This window comes from Streptomyces sp. 5-10, assembly GCF_014712245.1.
GTDB classification, from domain to species: domain Bacteria; phylum Actinomycetota; class Actinomycetes; order Streptomycetales; family Streptomycetaceae; genus Streptomyces; species Streptomyces violaceusniger.
The window spans coordinates 46,788-66,561 of record NZ_JACVYG010000054.1 but is presented as its reverse complement, the minus strand read 5'-3'; the positions used below and the strand labels follow the sequence as shown (position 1 = coordinate 66,561).

Sequence of the window (19,774 nt, the reverse complement as noted above, 5' to 3'; positions counted from 1 at the left end):
CCGCGCCAACCGGTTCGCCCGCTCGTTCAGCTCCCCGTAAGTCAGCCCGTCCGCGCCCAGCGACACCGCCCGCGCCTCGGGGCACTCCCGCACCCGCGCCTCGAACACCTCCGGAAGCGTGACCATGACCTCAACGGCCGCGTCCCCGTTCCACTCCACCAGCACCCGCCGACGCTCGGCCTCGGTGGCGATGTCCAGCAGCCCGAGAGGCCGGTCCGGCGCGCCGGCGCCCAGGGCGCGGAGCAGCCCGGTCAGCCGCTCGCAGTGGTGCTCCACATCGGAGGCGGAGTACAGCTCGGGGCTGGCGTTGAACTCCACCCGGAGCCCGCCGTCCCCCGCCCGGTTGTCGATGACGACGGTCAGGTCGTCGTCGTGACCGATGGTCAGGTTCCGCACCACGCCCCGGTGGCCGCCGAAGTCCAGGTCGTAGTCGAACATGATGATGTTGATGCGGGGACCGACCAGGCGCGTACCGTCGGCCAGCGCGCCGACATCGCGGCGCAGCTCCTCGTAGCGGTAGCGTTGGTGCCGCAGGGCGCCGCGCATCCGCCGGGAGACCTGGCGCAGCAGCTCGGCAACGGTGTCCCCGGGCCGTACGGACAGCCGCAGCGGCACGAGGTTCGACACCATTCCGGGCACCTTCGCGGCGTCACCGGTCGGCCGGGCCGCGACCGGGAGGGCGAGGACCACATCGGTGCGGCCGGTGATCCGGTGCACATACAGCGCCTGGGCGGCGACGGCCACCGTCGGCCAGGCCGTCCCGGCCTCCCGGGCCAGCGACCGGATCGACTCGACGGCCGCCTTCTCCAGCGTGCCCACGGCGCGCAGCAGCGGGGCCTCCGGATAGCGGGTGGGCTGTGCCCCGAGGCCCTGGGCCTCGGGGCGGTCGGCCAACTCCTCCGCCCAGAACAGCCGGTCGCGGGCGATCTCCTCGGACCCGCGGTACGCGGCGTCGGCCTCGATGAGGTCCCGCAGGCCGCCGTGGTCGGCCTCCGGGCAGGGCCGGCCCGCCGAGGCCGCCGTGTAGACCGCGGCGACCCGACGCGCGATCATGCCGACGCTCTGACCGTCCAGCGCGATGTGGTGGTGCCGCTGGTACCACACGTACCGGTCGTCGGCGAGCTTGAACAGCGCGAAGGTGAACAGCGGTCCGCTCGTGAGGTCGACCGGCCGGTCGTGGTCGGCCGAGACCCACTGCCGCAGGGCGGCCTCCGGATCGTGCTCCCCGGACACGTCCACCACATGGAACGGCCAGTCGAGCGGGGATGCCACCACCTGGTAGGGACCGTCGGCGTCCTCGCCGAAGCACACCCGCAGGGCCTCGGTCTCGTCCACCACCCGCCGAAGGGCGGCCTCGAACAGCCCGGTGTCGACCGGGCCGTCGATGTCCACCCGCTCCGCCAGGCCGAAGAGCGGGTTGGCCGGATTGCCCTGGACGGCGTACCAGATTCCCCGCTGCCCGTCGGTCAAGCGGAAACGAACACCCTGCGGGACAGACATGCACTCACTCCACAGTCGGTGGGAGAAAGGAGAGCGTCGGCTGAACAGCCTTCACGGATCGCAGCCTCTCCGACGGCCGTGAGGTGCGACAACGACACTGCAAAGAATTGAGTACGCCAGGACCCGGACCGTGCCACCCGGTTCGGGGACCTACTCCTCGAGCAGGTCGGGCTGCTCGGCGACGATCTCGTTCCACAGCAATTGGAAGCTGAACCAGCCGAGTTGGGCGTCGCCGAACCCCGCGGCGGCGGCCAGAGCCTGCTCATGGGTGAACGCCTTCGGGGTACCGGCCGCGTGGGCCAGCAGTTGCACCTGGGCGCAGCTGTCGTAGGTGAAGAACCAGTGCACGGCCTCGTCCAGCGAGCCGCCGACCGTGATCAGCCCGTGGTGGCGCAGCAGGATGGCGCGGTTGTCGCCGAGCCGCTCGGCGATGTCACGGCCCTGCTCCAGGGAGACCGAGGGGCCCTGGTACTCGTCATAGAGGACCTGCCGCCCGTAGAACGCCGCGGACTCCTGGTCGATGGGGTCCAGCAGCCTGCCGAGCGCGCCGAGGGCACGGGAGTGCGCCGTGTGGCCGTGGGCCGCGGCCGTGGCGTCGGGCCGGCGCTCATGGATCGCGGAGTGGATCACGAAGGCGCTGGGGTTGACCCGATGTCCGCCCTGGACCACCCGGCCGGTGGAGTCCACACAGATCAGGTCGGCGACCTTCACCTGTGTGAAGGAGAGCCCGAAGGGGTTGACCCAGAACTGGTCGGGGTACTCGGGATCGCGGACCGAGATATGGCCCGAGATGCCCTCGCCGAAGCCGTACTTGCCGAACAGCCGCAGGGCCGCGGCGAGCCGTTGCTTACGGTGGCGCCGGGCCTCCTCGGGGCTGGTGAAGACCGGTTCGCCCGGGATGGGGAGTCCGGTGGCGGTGTCGGCCAGGTATGCGGCATCCGGTGCGGCGGCCGTAGTGGTCATGACGGTGCGTTTCCTCTCTGGATGAAACGGGATGGAAATCTCACGTGGCGACGAGGACGTCCTCGGACCGGTCGGCGGTCAGCCCTTCGGCGTGGTCGAGGATCGCGGCGACGATGTCGGTGCTCCGGTCCACCAGCGACGGGATGCCCCAGGTGAAGAAGAGCGTTCCGGCCCCGATGTCGCCGAGTCCGTACAGCCGTGGGTCCGGTCTGCCGCCGACGGTGAGCCGACCGGTGGCGCGGGCCAGGTGCAGTCCGCCGTGCGGATGGCGGCTGGCGGCCCGGCCGCGCGTCAGCGACGAGACCAGGGGCCGGGCGGCGGTGGGGATCCTGCTCCGGGCCGCGTTGACCGCGCTGATCACCTTGTCGGTGGTGAAGCCGGTACCGGGCGCGGCGACGACGTCGAAGCCCCCGCCGGGGCGCGGGGTGATGCTCCGCAGCCCGGAGTGATTCGCCAGTTGTCCCGCCGCGAACAGCTCCAGCAGCCCGGCGGCGCTGTCCGGCGGCATCGGACAGCACAGGCTCATGACGGTGCGGTGGTGGGCACGCAGTATCCGGGCCCTGTCGCGCGCCCGCAGCAGGGGCCATACGTCCGGACCGGCCTCCGGTACGGCATGTCGCAGGATGCGCAGCCCCATCCGCGGCGAGTCGACCTCGGCGAGGTCATGCCGCAGGCGGTCCACCGGGTCCTCCCGGTCGGCCGGCATGATGCCGGAGACCACCGCGTCGAGGTCGGCACCGGCGTCCCGGAACTCCGCCCGCATGATCGCGCCGAGTTCGCGGAGGGAGAGCTCGCGCCCGCGCCGGGCCAGTGACCGCATCCGCTCCCGGGTGAAGTGCCGCGGGGTGAACGGGACCGGCCGTTGCCGCACTCCGGGGAGCAGACCGCGCCGGGAGACCAGGGCGATCCGGCCCCGGTGTCCCCGGACGGCGAGCGAGAGGACGATGTCGACGGCGGTCAGACCGCTGCCGACGACGGTGATGTGGTCCTGGTCCCCGATCTCCTGGAGCGCGCCCAGGATCGGATAGGGGTCGGCCACGAAACCCGGCGCGGTGGCAAGGCCGTAGACGTCCTTGGGGCCGTCGCCTCCGACGCAGAGGACCACATAGTCGAACGAGCGGACGCTCCCTTGGCCGGAGCGCAGTTCCACCCCGTCGGCGGTCCGGCTGCCGGCCTCGACCGACTCCCCGATGAGATTCACCTGCCAGCCCTGGCGGCGCAGATCGGCGAGTGCCGTGTAGGCGCTCTGCTCCAGGTACTCGCCGTAAACGGCGCGCGGCGCGAAGCGGACGCCGGACCGGGTGTCGATGCCCTGCCGGACGCCGGCGACGCGGTCCCGGGTGTCCAGCCACCGTTCGAAATGGCCGGGGTCACCGGCGCGTACCGACATGTCGTCCGGTGCCGCGTTCACCTTGAGGGTCTCGGTGTCGACCTGGTACGCGCGTCCGCGCCACAGATGGGGCGACGGCTCGAACACCGTGATGCTTCCCGGCCCGCCCCGGGCCCGGGCCAGGGCGTCGATCAGGCAGACCGCCGCCGCGCCGCCCCCGACGACGCCGATCGAGAATCCATGCGACATTTCTCAGCCACCATCGATCCGCCGGAGGGCATGGGGTACTGCATTGATATTTCCGTCAGTGGCCACTGAAGCCCTTCCTCAGCTGTTACAGGAATTCCGAATTCCATGAAAACGCTGCTCTCGACGGCGCCCGGCGCGGCCTCGGCCACGCGGAACGCGGAGTTCAGACCCATCGGTTCCGAGGAGTATTCCGAGACCCCGGGAGAGGGACCACCGAGATGGCAGCTTGCTGCCATGAACGACCCGACGACATTCGAATTGTTCGAATAACCAATATGAGCCGGACGCTCCGAATCCCGCGCTCCGAATCCCGCGTTCCGAATACCGCACTCCGAATCATGAATTCCGAAGGAAAGCAAAGAGTCAATATTTCGATGTGCCGTGGAGCGCTCCGGAGACGGCTGATAAACGTAGCAGCGAACATATTCCGTAACGGAGTCACAGCCGGATGAGAAAGGCATGAGATGACGCAATCCACTGTTGAAGTGCTGGAGGAACTCGGGCCGGAGTTCTACCGCGACCCGTATCCGTTCTACGCACGGCTGCGCGAGCGGGGCCCGGTGGTCCGGGTCGGCCTGGGCCCGACACCGGTGTGGCTGGTCGTCGGGTACACCGCGGCGCGGGCGGCGCTGTCCGATCCGCGCCTGGTGAAGGACCAGGGCCGGATGGCGCGGGCCGCCGCGGCGACCGCCGGTGTCGAGCACCTGCCGGTGCCGGAGGAGAAGACCTTCGGCGAGCAGGTGCTCACCAGCCACCTGCTGACGATGGATCCGCCGGACCACACCCGGCTGCGCACACTCGTCGGCAAGGCGTTCACCATGCGCCGGATCCAGGCCCTGCGGCCGCGGATCGAGCAGGTGATCGACGAACTCCTCGACGCGGTCGCCGGGCAGACCGAGCTGGACCTGCTGGAGACCCTGGCGTACCCGCTGCCGGTCACCGTGCTCGGCGAGCTGCTGGGCGTCCCCGCGGCGGCGCAGCCACGGTTCAAGGAACTGTGCAACGCGCTGAACTTCGTGGGGCCCGAGGAGATGCGGCAGGTCGGGGAGGACCTGGCGGAGCTGGTGCTGACCTGGGTGGAGCTGCGCCGCACCGAACCGGCGGACGATCTGCTCACCGAGCTGGTCAGGGCCCATGATCTGGAGGACCGGCTCACCCTGGCGGAGCTCGCCTCCATGGTGTTCCAGGTCATGAGCGCGGGCTTCGGCCCGACCAGCCATCTGATCGGCAACGGCGTCTCGGCGCTGGTGCGCCACCCCGAGCAGCTGGAGATGGTGCGCGCGGACCGTTCCCTGGTGCCCGCCGCCGTGGACGAGATCGCCCGGTACGACACGACGGTCCATATCGCCATGCCGTCCGTCGCCGCGGAGCCCTTCGAACTCGGGGGCGCGCTGATCGCGGAGAACGACTTCGTCGTCGTCTCGCCCGGCGCGGCCAACCGGGACCCGGCCTACCGGGCCGATCCCGATGTCTTCGACGTCCGCGGCGACACCGCCGGTCACCTCGGCTTCGGCCACGGCATCCACCACTGCCTGGGCACCTCGCTCGGCAAGATCCAGGCCGAGGCGGCCCTCACGGCCCTGCTCGACCGGTACGAGCGGATCGAGCTGGCGGTGCCGGCGGAGGAGCTGCAGCACAAGGTGTTCCCCGCGCGACTGCTCGAAGCGCTTCCGCTGCGGGTCGGCTGATCCCGGCGCCCGTGCGGAGCGCGGGCCGGGTACCCCTCCTGCGCGCGGCGCAGCCCGCCTCCCCCGTGCGGCTGAGTTGGGCCCTTCCTGCGGTGGATGTGCCAGGCAGCGGTTGCTGCGAACTTTGAAGAGCCACAGGCAGGCACCGCCGGCCGGGCCGGCGGACACACTCGGTCCTCCGCACCGACCCGGCATCCGGACGAGGAGGACGCCCCATGACCGCCCGCACCATCCTGACGAAGCTGCACGGCCAGGTGGCGGCGGACGTGCCCCGCTGGGCGGTGCGCACCGCTTACGCCATCACCCTGACCACGCTGCCCTCCTGCATCTGGCGGATCGCGGGCATCAACCTGGGCGCGCCGCTGCTGGAGCACAACTCATCAGCCGCCGGCTCCCCGGAAGCCCCGCATGTCTTCGACGGCGGCTGGTGGTACGTCATCGGACTCAGCGTCTTCAGCGAAGCGCTGGCGTTCCTGTCGTTCGGGCTGGTCGCCCGGTGGGGCGAGGTGTGGCCGAACTGGATGCCGGGGCTGCGCGGGCGCCGGGTGCCGGTCCTGGCGGCCGTCATCCCGGCCGGTCTCGGTTCGCTGGCGCTGCTGATCTTCCCCTACGCGCTGCTCATGGTCGCCTTCGGCATGAAGATCACCGGGGAGCCGGTCGGGCTGGCCATCCACGGCTGGCAGTCCGTGGCCTTCTGGATCGCGTATGCGCCGCTGGCCGCCTGGGGACCGCTGCTCGCCGTCCTGACCGTGCACTACTACCGACGGCGGCGCCCCACCCCGCCCCCGGCCGTCGATTCCCGGCAGACCGGGGCCGCGCTGACGGGCTGACGGGCTGACGGGCTGATGGGCCCGGTGAGCCACGAGACCACCGCCCGACGACGAGCGACAAGGCCGCCCGGCGCCCCACGAGAGGGGCGCCGGGCGGCCGTTCGTCCGGATGCGGTGCCGGGACCGGTCAGCCGTCGGCGGTGGCCAGCCCCGCCTCGTCCGGCAGGAACCTCACCGGCAGGGTCGACATCCCGGTCATCAGGTTGGAGTGGATCCGGCGCGGCTCACCGGTGAGCTCGACACCGTTGCTGAACGTCCGCAGCGCGTCGAGCGCCTCCTTCACCTCGACCCGGGCCAGATAGGCGCCGAGGCAGAAGTGCGGGCCGTAGCCGAAGGTGATGTGCTTGTTCGGGGAGCGGCCGAGATCCAGGACGTAGGGGTTGTCGAAGACCGACTCGTCCCGGTTGGCCGAGGTGTTCCACAGGGTGACCACATCACCGGCCTTGACGACCTGACCGGCGACCTCGAGGTCGACCAGGGCACGGCGGCCGAAGTTCATCGCGGGCGTCGCCCAGCGCAGGAACTCCTCACTGGCCGACTCCAGCGTGACCGACCCCTCCTTGAGCCGTCGCCACTGCTCGGGCTCGCGGCTCAGCGTGTAGAGGGCGTCGACCATGGTGAGCCGACTGGTCTCGTCGCCGCCGAGGATCAGGCTGTAGCAGTTGAAGACGATGTCCTGATCGGTCAGCGGCACACCGTTGATCTCACTGGCGGTGAGCGTGCTGATCACATCGTCCTGCGGATCGGCGCGCCGCTCGGCGACCAGGTCGCTGAAGTACAGCAGGATCTCGTTACGCGCCAGGAACGCCTCCTCCGGGGCCTGGTCCGCCTCGTCCGAGCTGAGCGAGGACTTGGTGAGACTCAGCAGATAGGAATGGTCCTTGACCGGCACTCCGAGCAGGCCGCCCACGGTGGTCAGCGGGATCACCGAGGCGACCTCGGCCGCGAAGTCCCCCTCGCCGCGCCGGACGGCCTCCGCGATCATCCGGCGCGCGTTGACCCGGACCAGCGCCGCGACCTTGGCGAGGGCACGCGGCGAGAACGCCTTGAGCATCACATTGCGCAGGTCCTTGTGGCGCTGCCCGTCGGTCACCGCCAGCATCTGGCCGGCGGCCGAGTCGCCGCCCGCGAGCAGCGTCACCAGGACGTTGCCCTTCTCCGAGGTGAGCCGCTGGTTGTCCCGGTAGAGCGCCATCACGTCGGCGTAGCGGCTGGCCACCCAGAAGCCGGGCTTGCCGTCGACCGGCCGATGCCAGTACATCGGGTGGTCGGCGCGCAGCCGGCGCCAGTACGCGTCCATGTCGTGCTCGAGGTAGGTCTTGGGGTCCACCAGGTTGACCGCCGAGATCTCCTCCGGGACCTCGTTCCGGCTCATCGCTGTCTGCACGCTCATCTCTCCACCAATCGGGTCACTTGAGTTCCCGGAGCTTCTCGTTGAGTACGCGGCCGATCTCGGCGGCCGGTTCGGGACGCATCAGATACGGGTGGGCGTGAGGGATCCGCCGGTACTCGATCCGCCCGTCGACATACGGTCGCCACCGCTCGGCACGCTCGGCCAGGGCCGCCGCGGGCACCGACGCGTCCTCCTCGGCCACCAGCACCAGCAGGTCGCCCCGGTACCGGGCCGGTTCATAGGCCATGAACAGCCGACGGTTGTTGGCGAAGGCCCGGGCCAGGGCGGCGACGTTGTCCTCGTCCAGGCTGGCCAGCACGGACTGCCGCTCCCGCAGCAGGGCCACCACCGTCTCGTGCGCCAGCGGCGCGTCGCCGAGGGCGTCCACGTCGTAGCCCACGAAGTCCAGCAGCACCCGCAGCGCGTCCTGTTCGTCCGGCAGCCGGTCCGGCAGCGGCTCGGAGCGGTCGAGCGGGTACTCGTCCAGGTTGACCAGCAGCGCCACCTCCTCGCCCTCGGCCTGCAGCAGCGTCGCCATCGCGTGGATGACCGTGCCGCCGAGCGACCAGCCGAGCAGGGCGTACGGTCCGGTGGGCTGGACCCGGCGGATCTGCGCGACGTAGTCGGCCGCCATCTCTTCCAAGGTCCCGGGGAGCGCCTCCCCCTCGCCGGTGAGCCCCCGGCACTGCAGCCCGTAGACCGGGTGCTCGGCGTCCACGCTCCGCAGCAGCGCCGAATAGCTCCAGCTCAGCCCGCCCGCCGGGTGCACACAGAACAGCGGGGTGCGGCTGCCGTGGTCACGCAGCGGGAGCAGCACCTCGAGCGAGTCCTGTCCGGTGTCGCCGCTGAGCCTCCCGGCCAGCTCGGCCACGGTGGGCGCGGTCAGCACCGTACGCATGCCGAGCTTGACGCCGAACGCCGACCGGATCCGGTTGACCAGACCCATCGACATGATGCTGTCGCCGCCGAGATCGAAGAAGCTGTCGTGGACGCCCACCACGTCCAGCCCCAGCGCCTCGCGGAACAGCCCGCACAGGATCTCCTCCTGGGGGGTGCGCGGACCGCTCCACTCCCGCGGGTTGTAGTCGGGTGCGGGCAGCGCCTTGCGGTCCACCTTGCCGCTGGCGGATCGCGGCATCTGGTCCACCACCACGAACGCGGACGGGACCATGTAGTCGGGCACCGCGGCGGACAGCCGTTCGCGCACGGCCCCGACGTCCAGCCCGGCGCCCGCCACCGGCGCCAGGTAGGCGACCAGCCGCCTGCCCGGCCCATCGTCCGTGCGCAGGACCACGGTCGCCTGGCCCACCGCGGGGTCCTGGGTCAAGGCGGCCTCGATCTCGCCGAGTTCGACGCGGTAGCCGCGGACCTTGACCTGGTCGTCCATCCGCCCCAGGTACTCCAACTGCCCGTCGTCGTTCCAGCGCGCCAGGTCGCCCGTGCGGTACAGGCGACCGCCCGGCGCGCCGAACGGATCGGCCACGAACCGGGAGGCGGTGAGGCCGGGCCGCCCCAGGTAGCCGCGGGCCAGTTGCTCGCCGCCGATGTACAACTCGCCGACGGCGCCGCGCGGCGCGGGCCGCAGCCCGGCGTCCAGTACGTACAGCCGGGTGTTGGGCGTCGGCCGGCCGATCGGCACCGCGCCCGACGGCGTCTCCTCACCCGGTTCCAGTCGCAGCACGGCACAGCCCACGGTGGCCTCGGTCGGCCCGTACTCGTTGACCACGGCCACGTCCCGGTGCGCGGCGCGCCACAGCTCCAGCGTCTCGCCCAGCAGCTGCTCGCCCCCGACCACCAGCTCGCGGGTCGGGGAGCACTCGGGGTCGGCACCGGTCAGCAGCGGCAGATGCGACGGGGTGACCTTGCAGAACGCCGGCCGGACCCGCCCCTGTGCGGGCTGCTCCAGCTCCGCCACATGGACACAGCCGCCGGTGGTCAGCGGTCCGAACAGCGAGGTGACCGCCATGTCGAAGGAGACCGGCGAGTGCAGCAGGGCCCGCTCTCCCAGCGAGGGGTAGGCCTCGGCGGCGTAGTCGAGGTACTGCGCGAACGAGCGGTGTTCGACCACGACACCCTTGGGCCGCCCGGTAGAGCCCGAGGTGTAGATCACATACGCGGGGCTCTGCGCATGCCACCGGTGGCCACCGGCTACGGCGGGGGCGGGCTCGGCCGACGGCTCGTCCAGCAGCCGCACCGGTGCCGCCGTCTCGGGCAGGCCGGGCGCGATGTCCGAACGGGTCAGCACCAGCACCGGAGCCGCGTCGGTGAGGACGTGGCGCAGCCGGTCGCCCGGGTCGCCCGGGTCCACGGGCAGATAGCCGCCGCCCGAGATGAGCACCGCGAGCGCGGCGATCACCAGCTCCGCAGAGCGCGGCAGGGCGAGCGCCACCAGCCGCTCGGGGCCGACCCCGGCCGCGATCAGCTCGGCGGCCAGCCGATCGGCGGCCGCGTTCAGCTCGGCGTAGCTGAGCGCGGTGCCGTCCGCGAGCAACAGCGCGGCGGCGTCCGGGGTGCGCTCGACCTGGGCCCGGAAGCGCTCGGGCACCAGGGCGGCGGGCGCGGGTCGCGCCGTGGCGTTGAACTCCTCCAGCAGGGTGCGGCGTTCGTCGGCGGCCAGCAGATCGACGCGGAGCACCGGCTGCTCCGGCGCGCCGATCATGGCGTCGAACGCCCGCACCAGCCTGCCGCCGATGGCCTCGACGGCGTCGCGGCCCACCATGTCCGGCCGGTAGCCCAAGCGCAGCCGCAGGGCACGTCCCGGCATCGCCACCAGGCTGATCGGGTAGTGGTTGGCGTCCGAGCCATAGGCGCCGATGATGCGCAGGCCGTCCTCGACGGCGGGCATCCCGTCGCCTTCCAGCGGATAGTTCTCGGTCACCACGATGGTGTCGAACAGCGTGTCCGGCTCCACCAGGCGCAGCACGTCCTGGAGGCCCAGATAGTGGTGGTCCATCACAGCCGTCTGCTGGCGCCGCAGCCGCTCCAGCAGGGTCGCCCAGGTGTCGCCGGCCCCGAACCGGGCGCGTACCGGGACGGTGTTGATGAACAGGCCCACCATGGTCTCCACGCCCGGGAGGTCGGCTGGGCGGCCGGAGACGGTCGCGCCGAACACCACATCGGTCCGGCCGGTCAGCCCGGCCAGCACCACGCTCCACGCCGCCTGGACGACCGTGTTCAGGGTCACCTCGTGGCGTCGGGCCAGCGCGGTCAGTCGCGTGGTGGTGGCCTCGGGGAGTTCCACGAGCACATCGCCGGGGACCGCGGCGGGCTTGCCGCCGCTGTCGGGCGCGATCAGGGTCGCGTCGTCCACTCCGGAGAGCACCTCGCGCCATGCCGCGTGTGCCGCCTGCTTGTCCTGCTGCCCGAGCCACGCCAGATAGTCGCGGTACGGGGTGACCTCCGGCAGTGCCGACTCGTCGCCGTCCGCCTCGTACAGCGCGAACAGCTCACGCATCAGCAGCGGGCCCGACCAGCCGTCGAGCAGCAGATGGTGGTTGGTCATCAGGAACCGGGCCAGTCCCTCGCCCATGTGGATCAGGGTGAAGCGCAGCAGCGGCGGCCGCTCCGGGTCGAACCGGCGCACCCGGTCCTCGTCCATCAGCGCGTCCAGCCGGGCGGCCCGCTCCGCCTCCGGCAGAGGGGTGAAGTCCACCTCGGTCCACGGCAGTTCGAGGTCCCCGATCACCACCTGTACGGGGCGGCTCAGCCCCTGCTGGCGGAAGCCGGCGCGCAGGTTGGCGTGGCGCCGCAGCAGCGCCCTCGCCGCGCCGCGCAGCCGGTCCGCGTCCAGGGGGCCCGCGAGGTCGATGCCGAGCTGCACGGTGTAGAGGTCGGGCTCGTCCTCGTCGAACTGGGCGTGGAAGAGCAGGCCTTCCTGCATCGGCGTGAGCGGCAGGACGTCCTCCAGCCGCTCCTCCCCCGCGGACTCGACCGCGTCGATCTCCTCCTGGGTCAGCGGGACGAGTGTCAGGTCGGAGGGGCTGTAGCCGCCCGCCTCCGGCCGCTCGGCATGCCTGACCAGGGCGGTGAGCGCGGTCAGCCAGTTCTCGCCCAGTTCGCGGACGTCCTCCTCGCTCAGCAGCTCCCCCGCCCATGACACATCGGCGACCAGATGCGGGCCGTCCGGCAGGTCCTGGGTCATCGCGTTGATGTCGACGGCGTGCGCGAGCGGGCGGTCGGGGTCGCTGCCGCCGTCGAGGTCGAAGCCCTCCGGTGCCGGCCCCCAGTCGGCCAGGGTGGCCTCCGGCGTCGCGACGGCACCGGGGAAACGACCCAGGTAGTTGAAGCTGATCTGGGGTTCGGGCAGCCGCGAGAGCACCGGAGCGGTCTGCGGGTTGAGGTACCGCAGCAGGCCGTAACCGATCCCGTTGTCCGGCAGGGCGCGCAGTTGCTCCTTGACCCGCTTGAGCACCCGGCCGGTCACCGGGCCGCCCGCCCGGAACTCGTCCCAGTCGTGCGCGCCGGGGTCGAGCCGTACCGGGAACAGGCTGGTGAACCATCCGACGGTCCGGGACAGGTCGATGCCCTCGTCGAGCTCCTCCCGGCCGTGGCCCTCCAGGTTGACCAGGACATGGCCGGGTTGGTGGCCGCGCCGCGCGCGCCACTGGGCGACGGCGACCGAGAACGCGCTCAGCAGGACGTCGTTCATCCGGGCGTGGAACGCGGCGGGCACCGTGGTGAGCAGGGCCGAGGTCTGCTCGGTGGGCAGCGTGAGCATCAGCCGCTTCGTCGTCGCGGTGATGTCCCGCCGGGGGTCCAGCGGCCGCCCGGCCAGCGCCGGATCCGGCTCGGCGAGGGTGTCCAGCCAGAACCGCAGTTCCTCGATGCGCTCCGGCCGCTGAGCGGCGTCGGACAGCAGCTGTGCCCACTCCCGGAACGAGGTGCCGACGGCATCGAGACCGGCGGTGTCGCCGCCCGCCTGTGCGGACCAGGCCCGGGTCAGGTCAGGCAGCAGGATGCGCCAGGACACACCGTCGACCGCCAGGTGGTGGATGGTGAGCAGCAGCCTGCCGGAGACGTCCGGGCCCGCGTCGAACCAGACGGCCTGGAGCATCAGCCCCGCCTCGGGGTCGAGCCGGTCCCAGGCGCCCTTGGTCTCCTCCGCCATCCGGGCCCTGGCCCGCTCGGCGTCCAGTCCGGTCAGATCGACCCGGCGCAGGCAGTCCGCCGCCCGGACCGCGCCGCGCTCGGGCACCTCCAGGCTCCACACCACGCCACCGGTGCGGCGCAGCCGCATCCGGAGCGCGTCGTGGTGGTCGAGGACCGTCTGCAGCGCGGACCGCAGGCCCTGCTCGCCGAGGTCTGCGGGGACCACGATCATGTTGGTCTGGCTGAAGCGGTCGGGACGGCCGCCCCGCTCGCGCATCCAGTGGATGATCGGCGTCAGCGGTACGTCGCCGACCCCGGCGGCGGCCGCCACGGGCTCGGCCGCGACGGCGTCAGCGGGAGCCTCCTCGACGGCTGTGGCCTTGGCGAGACCCGCCACCGTCTTGTGCTCGAACACATCCCGCGGGGTCAGCTTGATGCCCGCGTCGCGGGCCCGGCGGACCAGCTGGATGGACATGATGCTGTCCCCGCCGGTGTCGAAGAAGCTGTCGTGGATGCCGACCCTCTCCAGCCCGAGGACCTCGGCGAACAGCGCGCACAACAGCTCTTCATGGGGGGTGCGCGGTCCGTCCGCGGCGCCGGTGGCCGTGGTGTACTCCGGCGCGGGCAGCGCTTTGCGGTCGACCTTGCCGTTCGGGGTCACCGGCAGCGAGTCCAGCGGCACCACCGCGGCGGGCACCATGTACTCGGGCAGCTCCGCGGCCATTCGCGTGCGCAGGTCGGCTCCCGCGAGCGGCCCGGCCGCGGCATCGGCCACCGCGTAGGCCACCAGCCGCGGCTCACCGGGGCGGTCCTCGCGCACCATCACCTCGGCCTGACGGACCGAGGGCTGACGCAGCAGCACCGAGCGGACCTCGCCGAGCTCGATCCGGAAGCCGTGCAGCTTGACCTGCTCATCGGCGCGGCCGACGAACCTCAGCACGCCGTCGCGGGTCCACCTGGCCAGGTCACCCGTGCGGTACATCCGGCTGCCGGGCGGGCCGAACGGATCGGCCACGAAGCGCTCCGCGCTCGCACCGGGCCGGTTCAGGTAGCCGCGGGCGAGCCCGGGGCCCGAGAGGTACAGCTCGCCGACCACACCGGGGGCCACCGGCCGCAGCGCCGCGTCGAGCACATGCACCCGGGCGTTGGGGATCGGTGTGCCCAGCGGCGGCTCGGCCACGCCGGACAGCGGCGCGCTGATGGTGGCGCACACCGTCGCCTCGGTCGGGCCGTACGCGTTCACCATCCGCCTGCCCGCCGACCAGCGGCCGGCCAGCTCCGGCGGGGTCGCCTCCCCCGCCACCAGCAGGGTGACGCTCGCGGGCACCTCGCCGTCCGCCATCACACCGAGCGCGGCCGGAGGGATGGTCGCCTGGGTGACCCGCTGCTCGGCGAGCAACCCGGCCAGCGGGGCGCCGGGGTCCAGGCGCTCGGGCGGCGCCATCACCAGCGTGGAGCCGGAGAGGAGCGCCTTGCACAGCTCGGCGAAGGCGGCGTCGAAGCTCGGCGAGGCGAACTGCAGGACGCGGCTGCCCGGACCGAGCCCGAGCGCCTCCACATAGCCGGTGAGCAGACTGGCGAAGCCGGTGTGCGGAACCACCACGCCCTTGGGCCGGCCGGTGGAGCCGGAGGTGTAGATCAGATAGGCCGGGTGGTCCACCGACAGCCGGACCTCCGGCGCGGTGTCCGGCGCCGTGGCGATCCTGGCCGCGGTGGCCTCCTCGTCGAGGAGCAGGACCGTGGCGTCGCCCATGGGGGGCAGGGTCGCGGCGATCGCCCGGGTGGTGACGACCACGCCGGGCCGGGCGTCGGAGAGCATGTAGGCGAGGCGCTCGGCGGGGTACGCCGGGTCGAGCGGCACATAGGCCGCGCCCGCCTTGTGCACGGCCAGGACCGCGGCCGGCCAGTCGGGGGACCGGGGGAGCGCCAGGGCGACGAACCGCTCGGGGGCCGCGCCCTCGGCGCGCAGCACATGCGCGAGCCGGTTCGCCCTGCGGTCCAGTTCGGCGAAGGAGACCTCGCGGCCCTCGAAGGCCACCGCGGGGTCGTCGGGCGCCTCGGCGACACGGCGGGCGAACAGCGCGGGGAAGGTCGCCGGGGGGAGGTCGCGCGCGGTGTCGTTCGCGGCGGCGAGTTGGGCCTGCTCCTCCTCGGTGAGCGGGGAGATGTCGCACACGCGCAGGTCCGGATCCTCGGCGACCCGCTCCAGAAGCCGCACCAGGCGCTCGAACAGGGCCACGACCGTCTCCCGGTCGAAGAGGTCGAGCCGGAAGTCGATCAGCGCCTGGAGGCCGGCCGGGGCACCGCCCGGCCCGGTGCTCTCGTTGAAGGTGAAGGCCAGGTCGAACTGGGTCGCGTTGACCGGCACCGGGTACGCGACGGCGTCGACCCCGGGGAGGCCGACCGGCGAGGTGGTGGTGGTCTCCAGGTTCTGGACGTTCAGCCAGATCTGGAACAGGGGGTGCCAGGCCAGCGAGCGCTCGGGGTTGAGGAGCTCGACCAGGCGCTCGAAGGGCACCTCCTGGTGGGCGTACGCGGCCAGGTCGTACTCGCGGACCCGGTCCAGCAGTTCGCGGAACGTGGGATCGCCGGAGGTGTCGGTGCGCAGCACCAGCGTGTTGACGAAGAAGCCGATCATCCCCTCCAGCGCCTTGTCGTTGCGCCCGGCGATCGGCGAGCCCATGGGGATGTCGGTGCCCGCGCCATGGGCGGAGAGGAGCGAGGCCAGACCGGCCTGCAGCACCATGAAGAGGCTGGTCCCGGTCGTGCGGGCGACGCGGGCCAGCGCGCGGTGCAGTTCCGGTGAGATCTGCCGCTCGACCGTCTCGGCCGTGTAGTCGGCCTCCGGCGGCCGGGGACGGTCGGTGGGCAGCGCGAGGACGTCGGGGCTGCCCTCCAGCCGCTGCCGCCAGAAGTCGAGCTGCTTGCTGACCAGGCTCTCCGGGTCGCTCTCCGCGCCGAGGACCGAGTAGTTCCACATCGTGTAGTCGGCGTACTGGACCGGCAGCGGCTCCCAGTCCGGGGCCCGGCCGGCCGCCCTCGCCAGATAGGCCGAGGTGAGGTCGGCGGCGAAGGGGCCGACCGACCAGCCGTCGCCCGCGATGTGGTGAATGATGATCAGCAGGACGTGGTGGTCCGGGGCCACCCGGAACAGCGTCACCCGTATCGGGGTCTCGGTCGCCAGGTCGAAGTCGCGCGCCGCCTGCTCGGCGATGGCCGCGTCCAGCGTCCGCTCGTCGACGGTGGTGACGACCAGTTCGGCCGGGCACCGGTCCGCGGGGAGGATCAGCTGCCGCGCGGAGCCGTCGGTCTCCGGGAAGATCGTGCGCAGCGTCTCGTGCCGGGCCGTGATGTCCCGGACGGCCGCCGCCAGCGCCTCCTGATCCAGCGTGCCCTTCAGCCGCAGGCCGAGGCTGATGTTGTGGGCCGCGGCGCCGTTCTCGAACCGGTTGAGGAACCACAGCCTGCGCTGGGCGTAGGACAGCGGGATCCGCTCGGGGCGCTCCACCGGGACCACCGGCGGCCGCGCGGTGTCGGCGTCACGGAGCCGTTCCGCCAGGCGCGCCACCGTGGGCGCCTCCCACAGCGCGCGCAGCGGCAGTTCCACGGAGAAGGCGGTCCGGGCCCGGCTGACCAGCCTGGTGGCGTGCAGCGAGTGGCCGCCCAGCTCGAAGAAGTCGTCGTGGATGCCGACCGAGTCCAGGCCGAGTGCCTCCATGAACAGGCCGCAGAGGATCTCCTCCTGCGGGGTGCGCGGGGCCACGCTCGTGGACAGGGCGGCGAAGTCGGGCGCGGGCAGCGCCTTGCGGTCGGTCTTCCCGTTGGGCGTCAGCGGCATCTCGTCGAGCACCATGAACGCCGACGGCATCATGTACTCCGGCAGCCGCGCGCCGATCCCCTGCCGCAGCGCGGGCACCGGCACCGTCGCGCCCGGGGCGGCGACCACGTAGGCCACCAGCCGCTGCTCGCCCGAGCCGTCCTCGCGTGCGGCCACGGCCGCCTGGGCGACCCCGGGCAGCTCGCCGAGCACGGTCTCGATCTCGCCCAGTTCGATCCGGAACCCGCGCACCTTGACCTGGTCGTCGGTGCGGCCGGCGAACTCCAGCTCTCCGTCGGCCGTCCACCGGGCCATGTCGCCGGTCCGGTACATCCGGGTGCCCGGCGCGCCGAACGGGCAGGCGACGAACCGCTCGGCGGTCAGGTCCGGGCGGCCGGAGTAGCCGCGCGCCACGCCCCGTCCGGCGATGTAGAGGTCGCCGAGGACCCCGGGCGGGGCCGGGGACAGCCCGGCGTCCAGGATGTAGACCTGGGTGCTCGCGATGGGCCTGCCGATGGCCGGGGGGCCGGAGACCTCGGTGAGCCGGGCCGCCGTCGACCACACGGTGGTCTCGGTGGGGCCGTACAGGTTGGTCACCTCGGGCGCCAGCTCGCACAGCCGGGACGCCAGCGCGGCGGGCAGCGCCTCACCGCCGGCCAGCACCCTCAGCCCGGTCAGCGCCTCCGGGTGCTGCGCCACCAGGGCCTGCCACAGGGTGGGGGTGGCCTGCATCACGGACGCGCCGGTGGCCTTCAGCAGCGCGGCCAGCCGGGGTACGTCGATCACCTCGTCCCGGGTGGCCAGCACGACCCCGGCACCGCAGACCAGCGGCACGTACAGTTCCAGGCCCGCGATGTCGAAGGCGATGGTGGTGACGGCGGCCAGCCGGTCGCCGGGGCCCAGCGCGAACCGGTCGCGCATGTCCTGGACGAAGTTGGTGAGGTTGTCGCGGGTGACGACGACGCCCTTGGGCTTCCCCGTCGATCCGGAGGTGTAGATGGCGTAGGCCGGACGCGCCCCCGCCGGCGTGGCGAGCTCCAGCGCCTCGCCGGACAGGGCGGCGAGCCGGGAGCGTACGGCCGGGTCGTCCAGCAGCACCCGCTCGACGCCGTCGGCCACGGGCACCGAGGTGACCGAGGAGTCGGTCACCACCACCGCGGGCGCGGCGTCGGCCACGATGTACGCGACGCGCTCCGCCGGGTACTCCGGGTCGAGCGGGATGTACGCGCCGCCGGCCTTCATCACCGCGAGCAGGGTGGCCACCAGGTCCGCCCCGCGCGGCAACGCCACCGCCACCCGCACCTCGGGGCCGACGCCCAGGCCGGTCAGCAGCCTGGCGAGCCGGTTGGCGCGGGCGTCCAGGTCGCCGTAGGTCAGCTCGGTGCCGCCCGCGATCAGCGCCACCGCGGCCGGGTCGGCGGCCACCGCTGCCTCGAACAGCTCCGGTACGGACGCCCCGGGCGCCCCGCCGTCCGGCTCGTTCCAGTCCCGCAGGACGGTGCGCAGCTCCCCGGGCGCCAGCACCTCGGTGCGGCCGACCGGCGCGGACGGGTCCGCCTCGATCTGCTCCAGAACCCGGCAGAAGGCGTCCAGCAGCGCCTGCGCCCGCTCGCGCTCGTACAGGTCGGGCCGGTATCCCAGGCGCAGCCGCAGGGTCGGGCCGGGGGTGGGGAAGAGGGTGAGCGCGTAGTGGGTCGCGTCCTGGCCGGTGAGGTCGGTTATCCGGGCACCCTCGGTCCGTTCGGCCAGGCCCTCGGAGTCCAGCGGGTAGTTTTCGAAGACCACCAGCGTGTCGAAGAGTTCGCCGGTGACCGAGGTGGCCTCCCGCACGGCGGACAGCGGCAGGTGGTGGTGGTCCAGCAACGCGGCCTGCTGCCGCTGCACCGCCGTCAGCAGCTGGGTCCAGGAGCCGCCGTGGTCCACCTGGACGCGGACCGGCAGGGTGTTGATGAAGAGCCCGACCATGGACTCCACCCCCGGGATGTCCGCCGGGCGCCCCGACACGGTGGCGCCGAACACCACATCGCCGCGGCCGGTCAGCCGGCCCAGCAGCACCCCCCAGGCGCTCTGCACCAGCGTGTTCAGGGTGACACCGGCCGAGCGGGCCAGCTCGCCGAGGCGGGCGGTGCGGTCCGCGGGCACCTCGGCGACCAGGTCCTCGGGCAGCACCGCCGCGCCGGGGCCCGCGTCGGGCACCAGCAGCGTCGGCGAGTCGACGCCTTCGAGCGCCTCCCGCCAGGCCCGCTTCGCCGCCTCCTCGTCCTGCCCGGCCAGCCAGGAGAGATAGGTGCGGTACGGGGTGACCGGCGGCAGGGAGGTGTCCTCGCCTCCCGCCCGGTAGTGCTGGAACAGCTCCCGCATGACCAGCGGCGCGGACCAGCCGTCCAGCAGGATGTGGTGCGCGGTGAGCACCAGCCAGAAGGCGTCGGCGGCGACCTTGATCATGGTGACCCGCAGCAGCGGCGGCCGCTCCAGGTCGAAGCGGCGCGCGCGGTCCTCGTCGGCGAACGCCCGGACCCTCGCCCGCTGTTCGTCCTGCGGGCTGTCCGTGAAGTCCAGCTCGGTCACCGGGAGTTCGACGTCCCGGAGGATCACCTGCATCGGGTCACCGGTCTTGCGGCGCCGGAACACCGCCCGCAGGCTCGCGTGCCTGCGCATCAGCGCGGCCGCCGCCCGGCGCACCGCGGGGGCGTCCACCGGGCCCTCGGCCCTGACGGCCAGTTGCACCGTGTAGACGTCGAGCGCGTCCTCGGAGTACTGCGCGTGGAAGAGCAGCCCTTCCTGGAGCGGCGACAAAGGCAGAAGGTCCTCGATACGTGTCTGCTTCACTGCACAGGCTCCCTGGGCGTCTTCGTGAGGCGGTGTGTCATGGGATCCGGCGGGCTGATGGGCGGCAGCGATACGCCTGACCCGCGT

Annotated in this window: 7 protein-coding genes; 2 read left to right on the top strand and 5 right to left on the bottom strand. The window is 72.5% G+C overall.

The genetic code is table 11. The features are described 5' to 3' along the window. The 3 genes from IEJ02_RS39105 to IEJ02_RS39095 all read right to left on the bottom strand — a co-directional run. A partial coding sequence (locus tag IEJ02_RS39105; RefSeq protein ID WP_223865184.1) for a condensation domain-containing protein occupies nucleotides 1-1,500 on the bottom strand: 1,500 nt, incomplete at its 3' end. Nucleotides 1,501-1,650: 150 nt separating this feature from the next. Continuing rightward, complete coding sequence (locus tag IEJ02_RS39100; RefSeq protein WP_191069132.1) at nucleotides 1,651-2,463, bottom strand: class II aldolase/adducin family protein; 813 nt, start codon at nucleotides 2,461-2,463, stop codon at nucleotides 1,651-1,653. A 40-nt stretch (nucleotides 2,464-2,503) separates the two neighbouring features. Then, nucleotides 2,504-4,042, bottom strand: a complete 1,539-nt coding sequence (locus IEJ02_RS39095) for an FAD/NAD(P)-binding protein (protein ID WP_191069131.1) — start codon at nucleotides 4,040-4,042, stop codon at nucleotides 2,504-2,506. A 464-nt stretch (nucleotides 4,043-4,506) separates the two neighbouring features. On the opposite strand from IEJ02_RS39095, the gene IEJ02_RS39090 reads away from it, so the two are divergent. Next, nucleotides 4,507-5,730: a cytochrome P450 family protein gene (locus IEJ02_RS39090; protein ID WP_191069130.1), complete on the top strand. Its 1,224-nt coding sequence runs from the start codon at nucleotides 4,507-4,509 to the stop codon at nucleotides 5,728-5,730. Between the two features lie 215 nt (nucleotides 5,731-5,945). Then, nucleotides 5,946-6,560 carry a hypothetical protein gene (locus tag IEJ02_RS39085; protein WP_191069129.1) on the top strand — a complete coding sequence of 205 codons (615 nt, stop codon included), beginning with the start codon at nucleotides 5,946-5,948 and terminating at the stop codon, nucleotides 6,558-6,560. A 127-nt stretch (nucleotides 6,561-6,687) separates the two neighbouring features. Here the strand turns inward: IEJ02_RS39085 and IEJ02_RS39080 are convergent, their stop codons facing one another. Together IEJ02_RS39080 and IEJ02_RS39075 are read right to left on the bottom strand one after the other, a co-directional pair. Continuing rightward, complete coding sequence (locus IEJ02_RS39080; RefSeq protein WP_191069128.1) at nucleotides 6,688-7,953, bottom strand: cytochrome P450; 1,266 nt, start codon at nucleotides 7,951-7,953, stop codon at nucleotides 6,688-6,690. A gap of 16 nt (nucleotides 7,954-7,969) precedes the next feature. After that, nucleotides 7,970-19,687, bottom strand: a complete 11,718-nt coding sequence (locus IEJ02_RS39075) for a non-ribosomal peptide synthetase (RefSeq protein ID WP_191069127.1) — start codon at nucleotides 19,685-19,687, stop codon at nucleotides 7,970-7,972. Between the last annotated feature and the right edge of the window lie 87 nt (nucleotides 19,688-19,774).

Excerpts from the sequence above, each read along its gene's own strand:
- IEJ02_RS39100 (WP_191069132.1), bottom strand. The coding sequence starts at position 2,463 with ATGACCACTACGGCCGCCGCACCGGATGCCGCATACCTGGCCGACACC.
- IEJ02_RS39085 (WP_191069129.1), top strand. The coding sequence starts at position 5,946 with ATGACCGCCCGCACCATCCTGACGAAGCTGCACGGCCAGGTGGCGGCG.
- IEJ02_RS39095 (WP_191069131.1), bottom strand. The coding sequence starts at position 4,042 with ATGTCGCATGGATTCTCGATCGGCGTCGTCGGGGGCGGCGCGGCGGCG.
- IEJ02_RS39090 (WP_191069130.1), top strand. The coding sequence starts at position 4,507 with ATGACGCAATCCACTGTTGAAGTGCTGGAGGAACTCGGGCCGGAGTTC.
- IEJ02_RS39080 (WP_191069128.1), bottom strand. The coding sequence starts at position 7,953 with ATGAGCGTGCAGACAGCGATGAGCCGGAACGAGGTCCCGGAGGAGATC.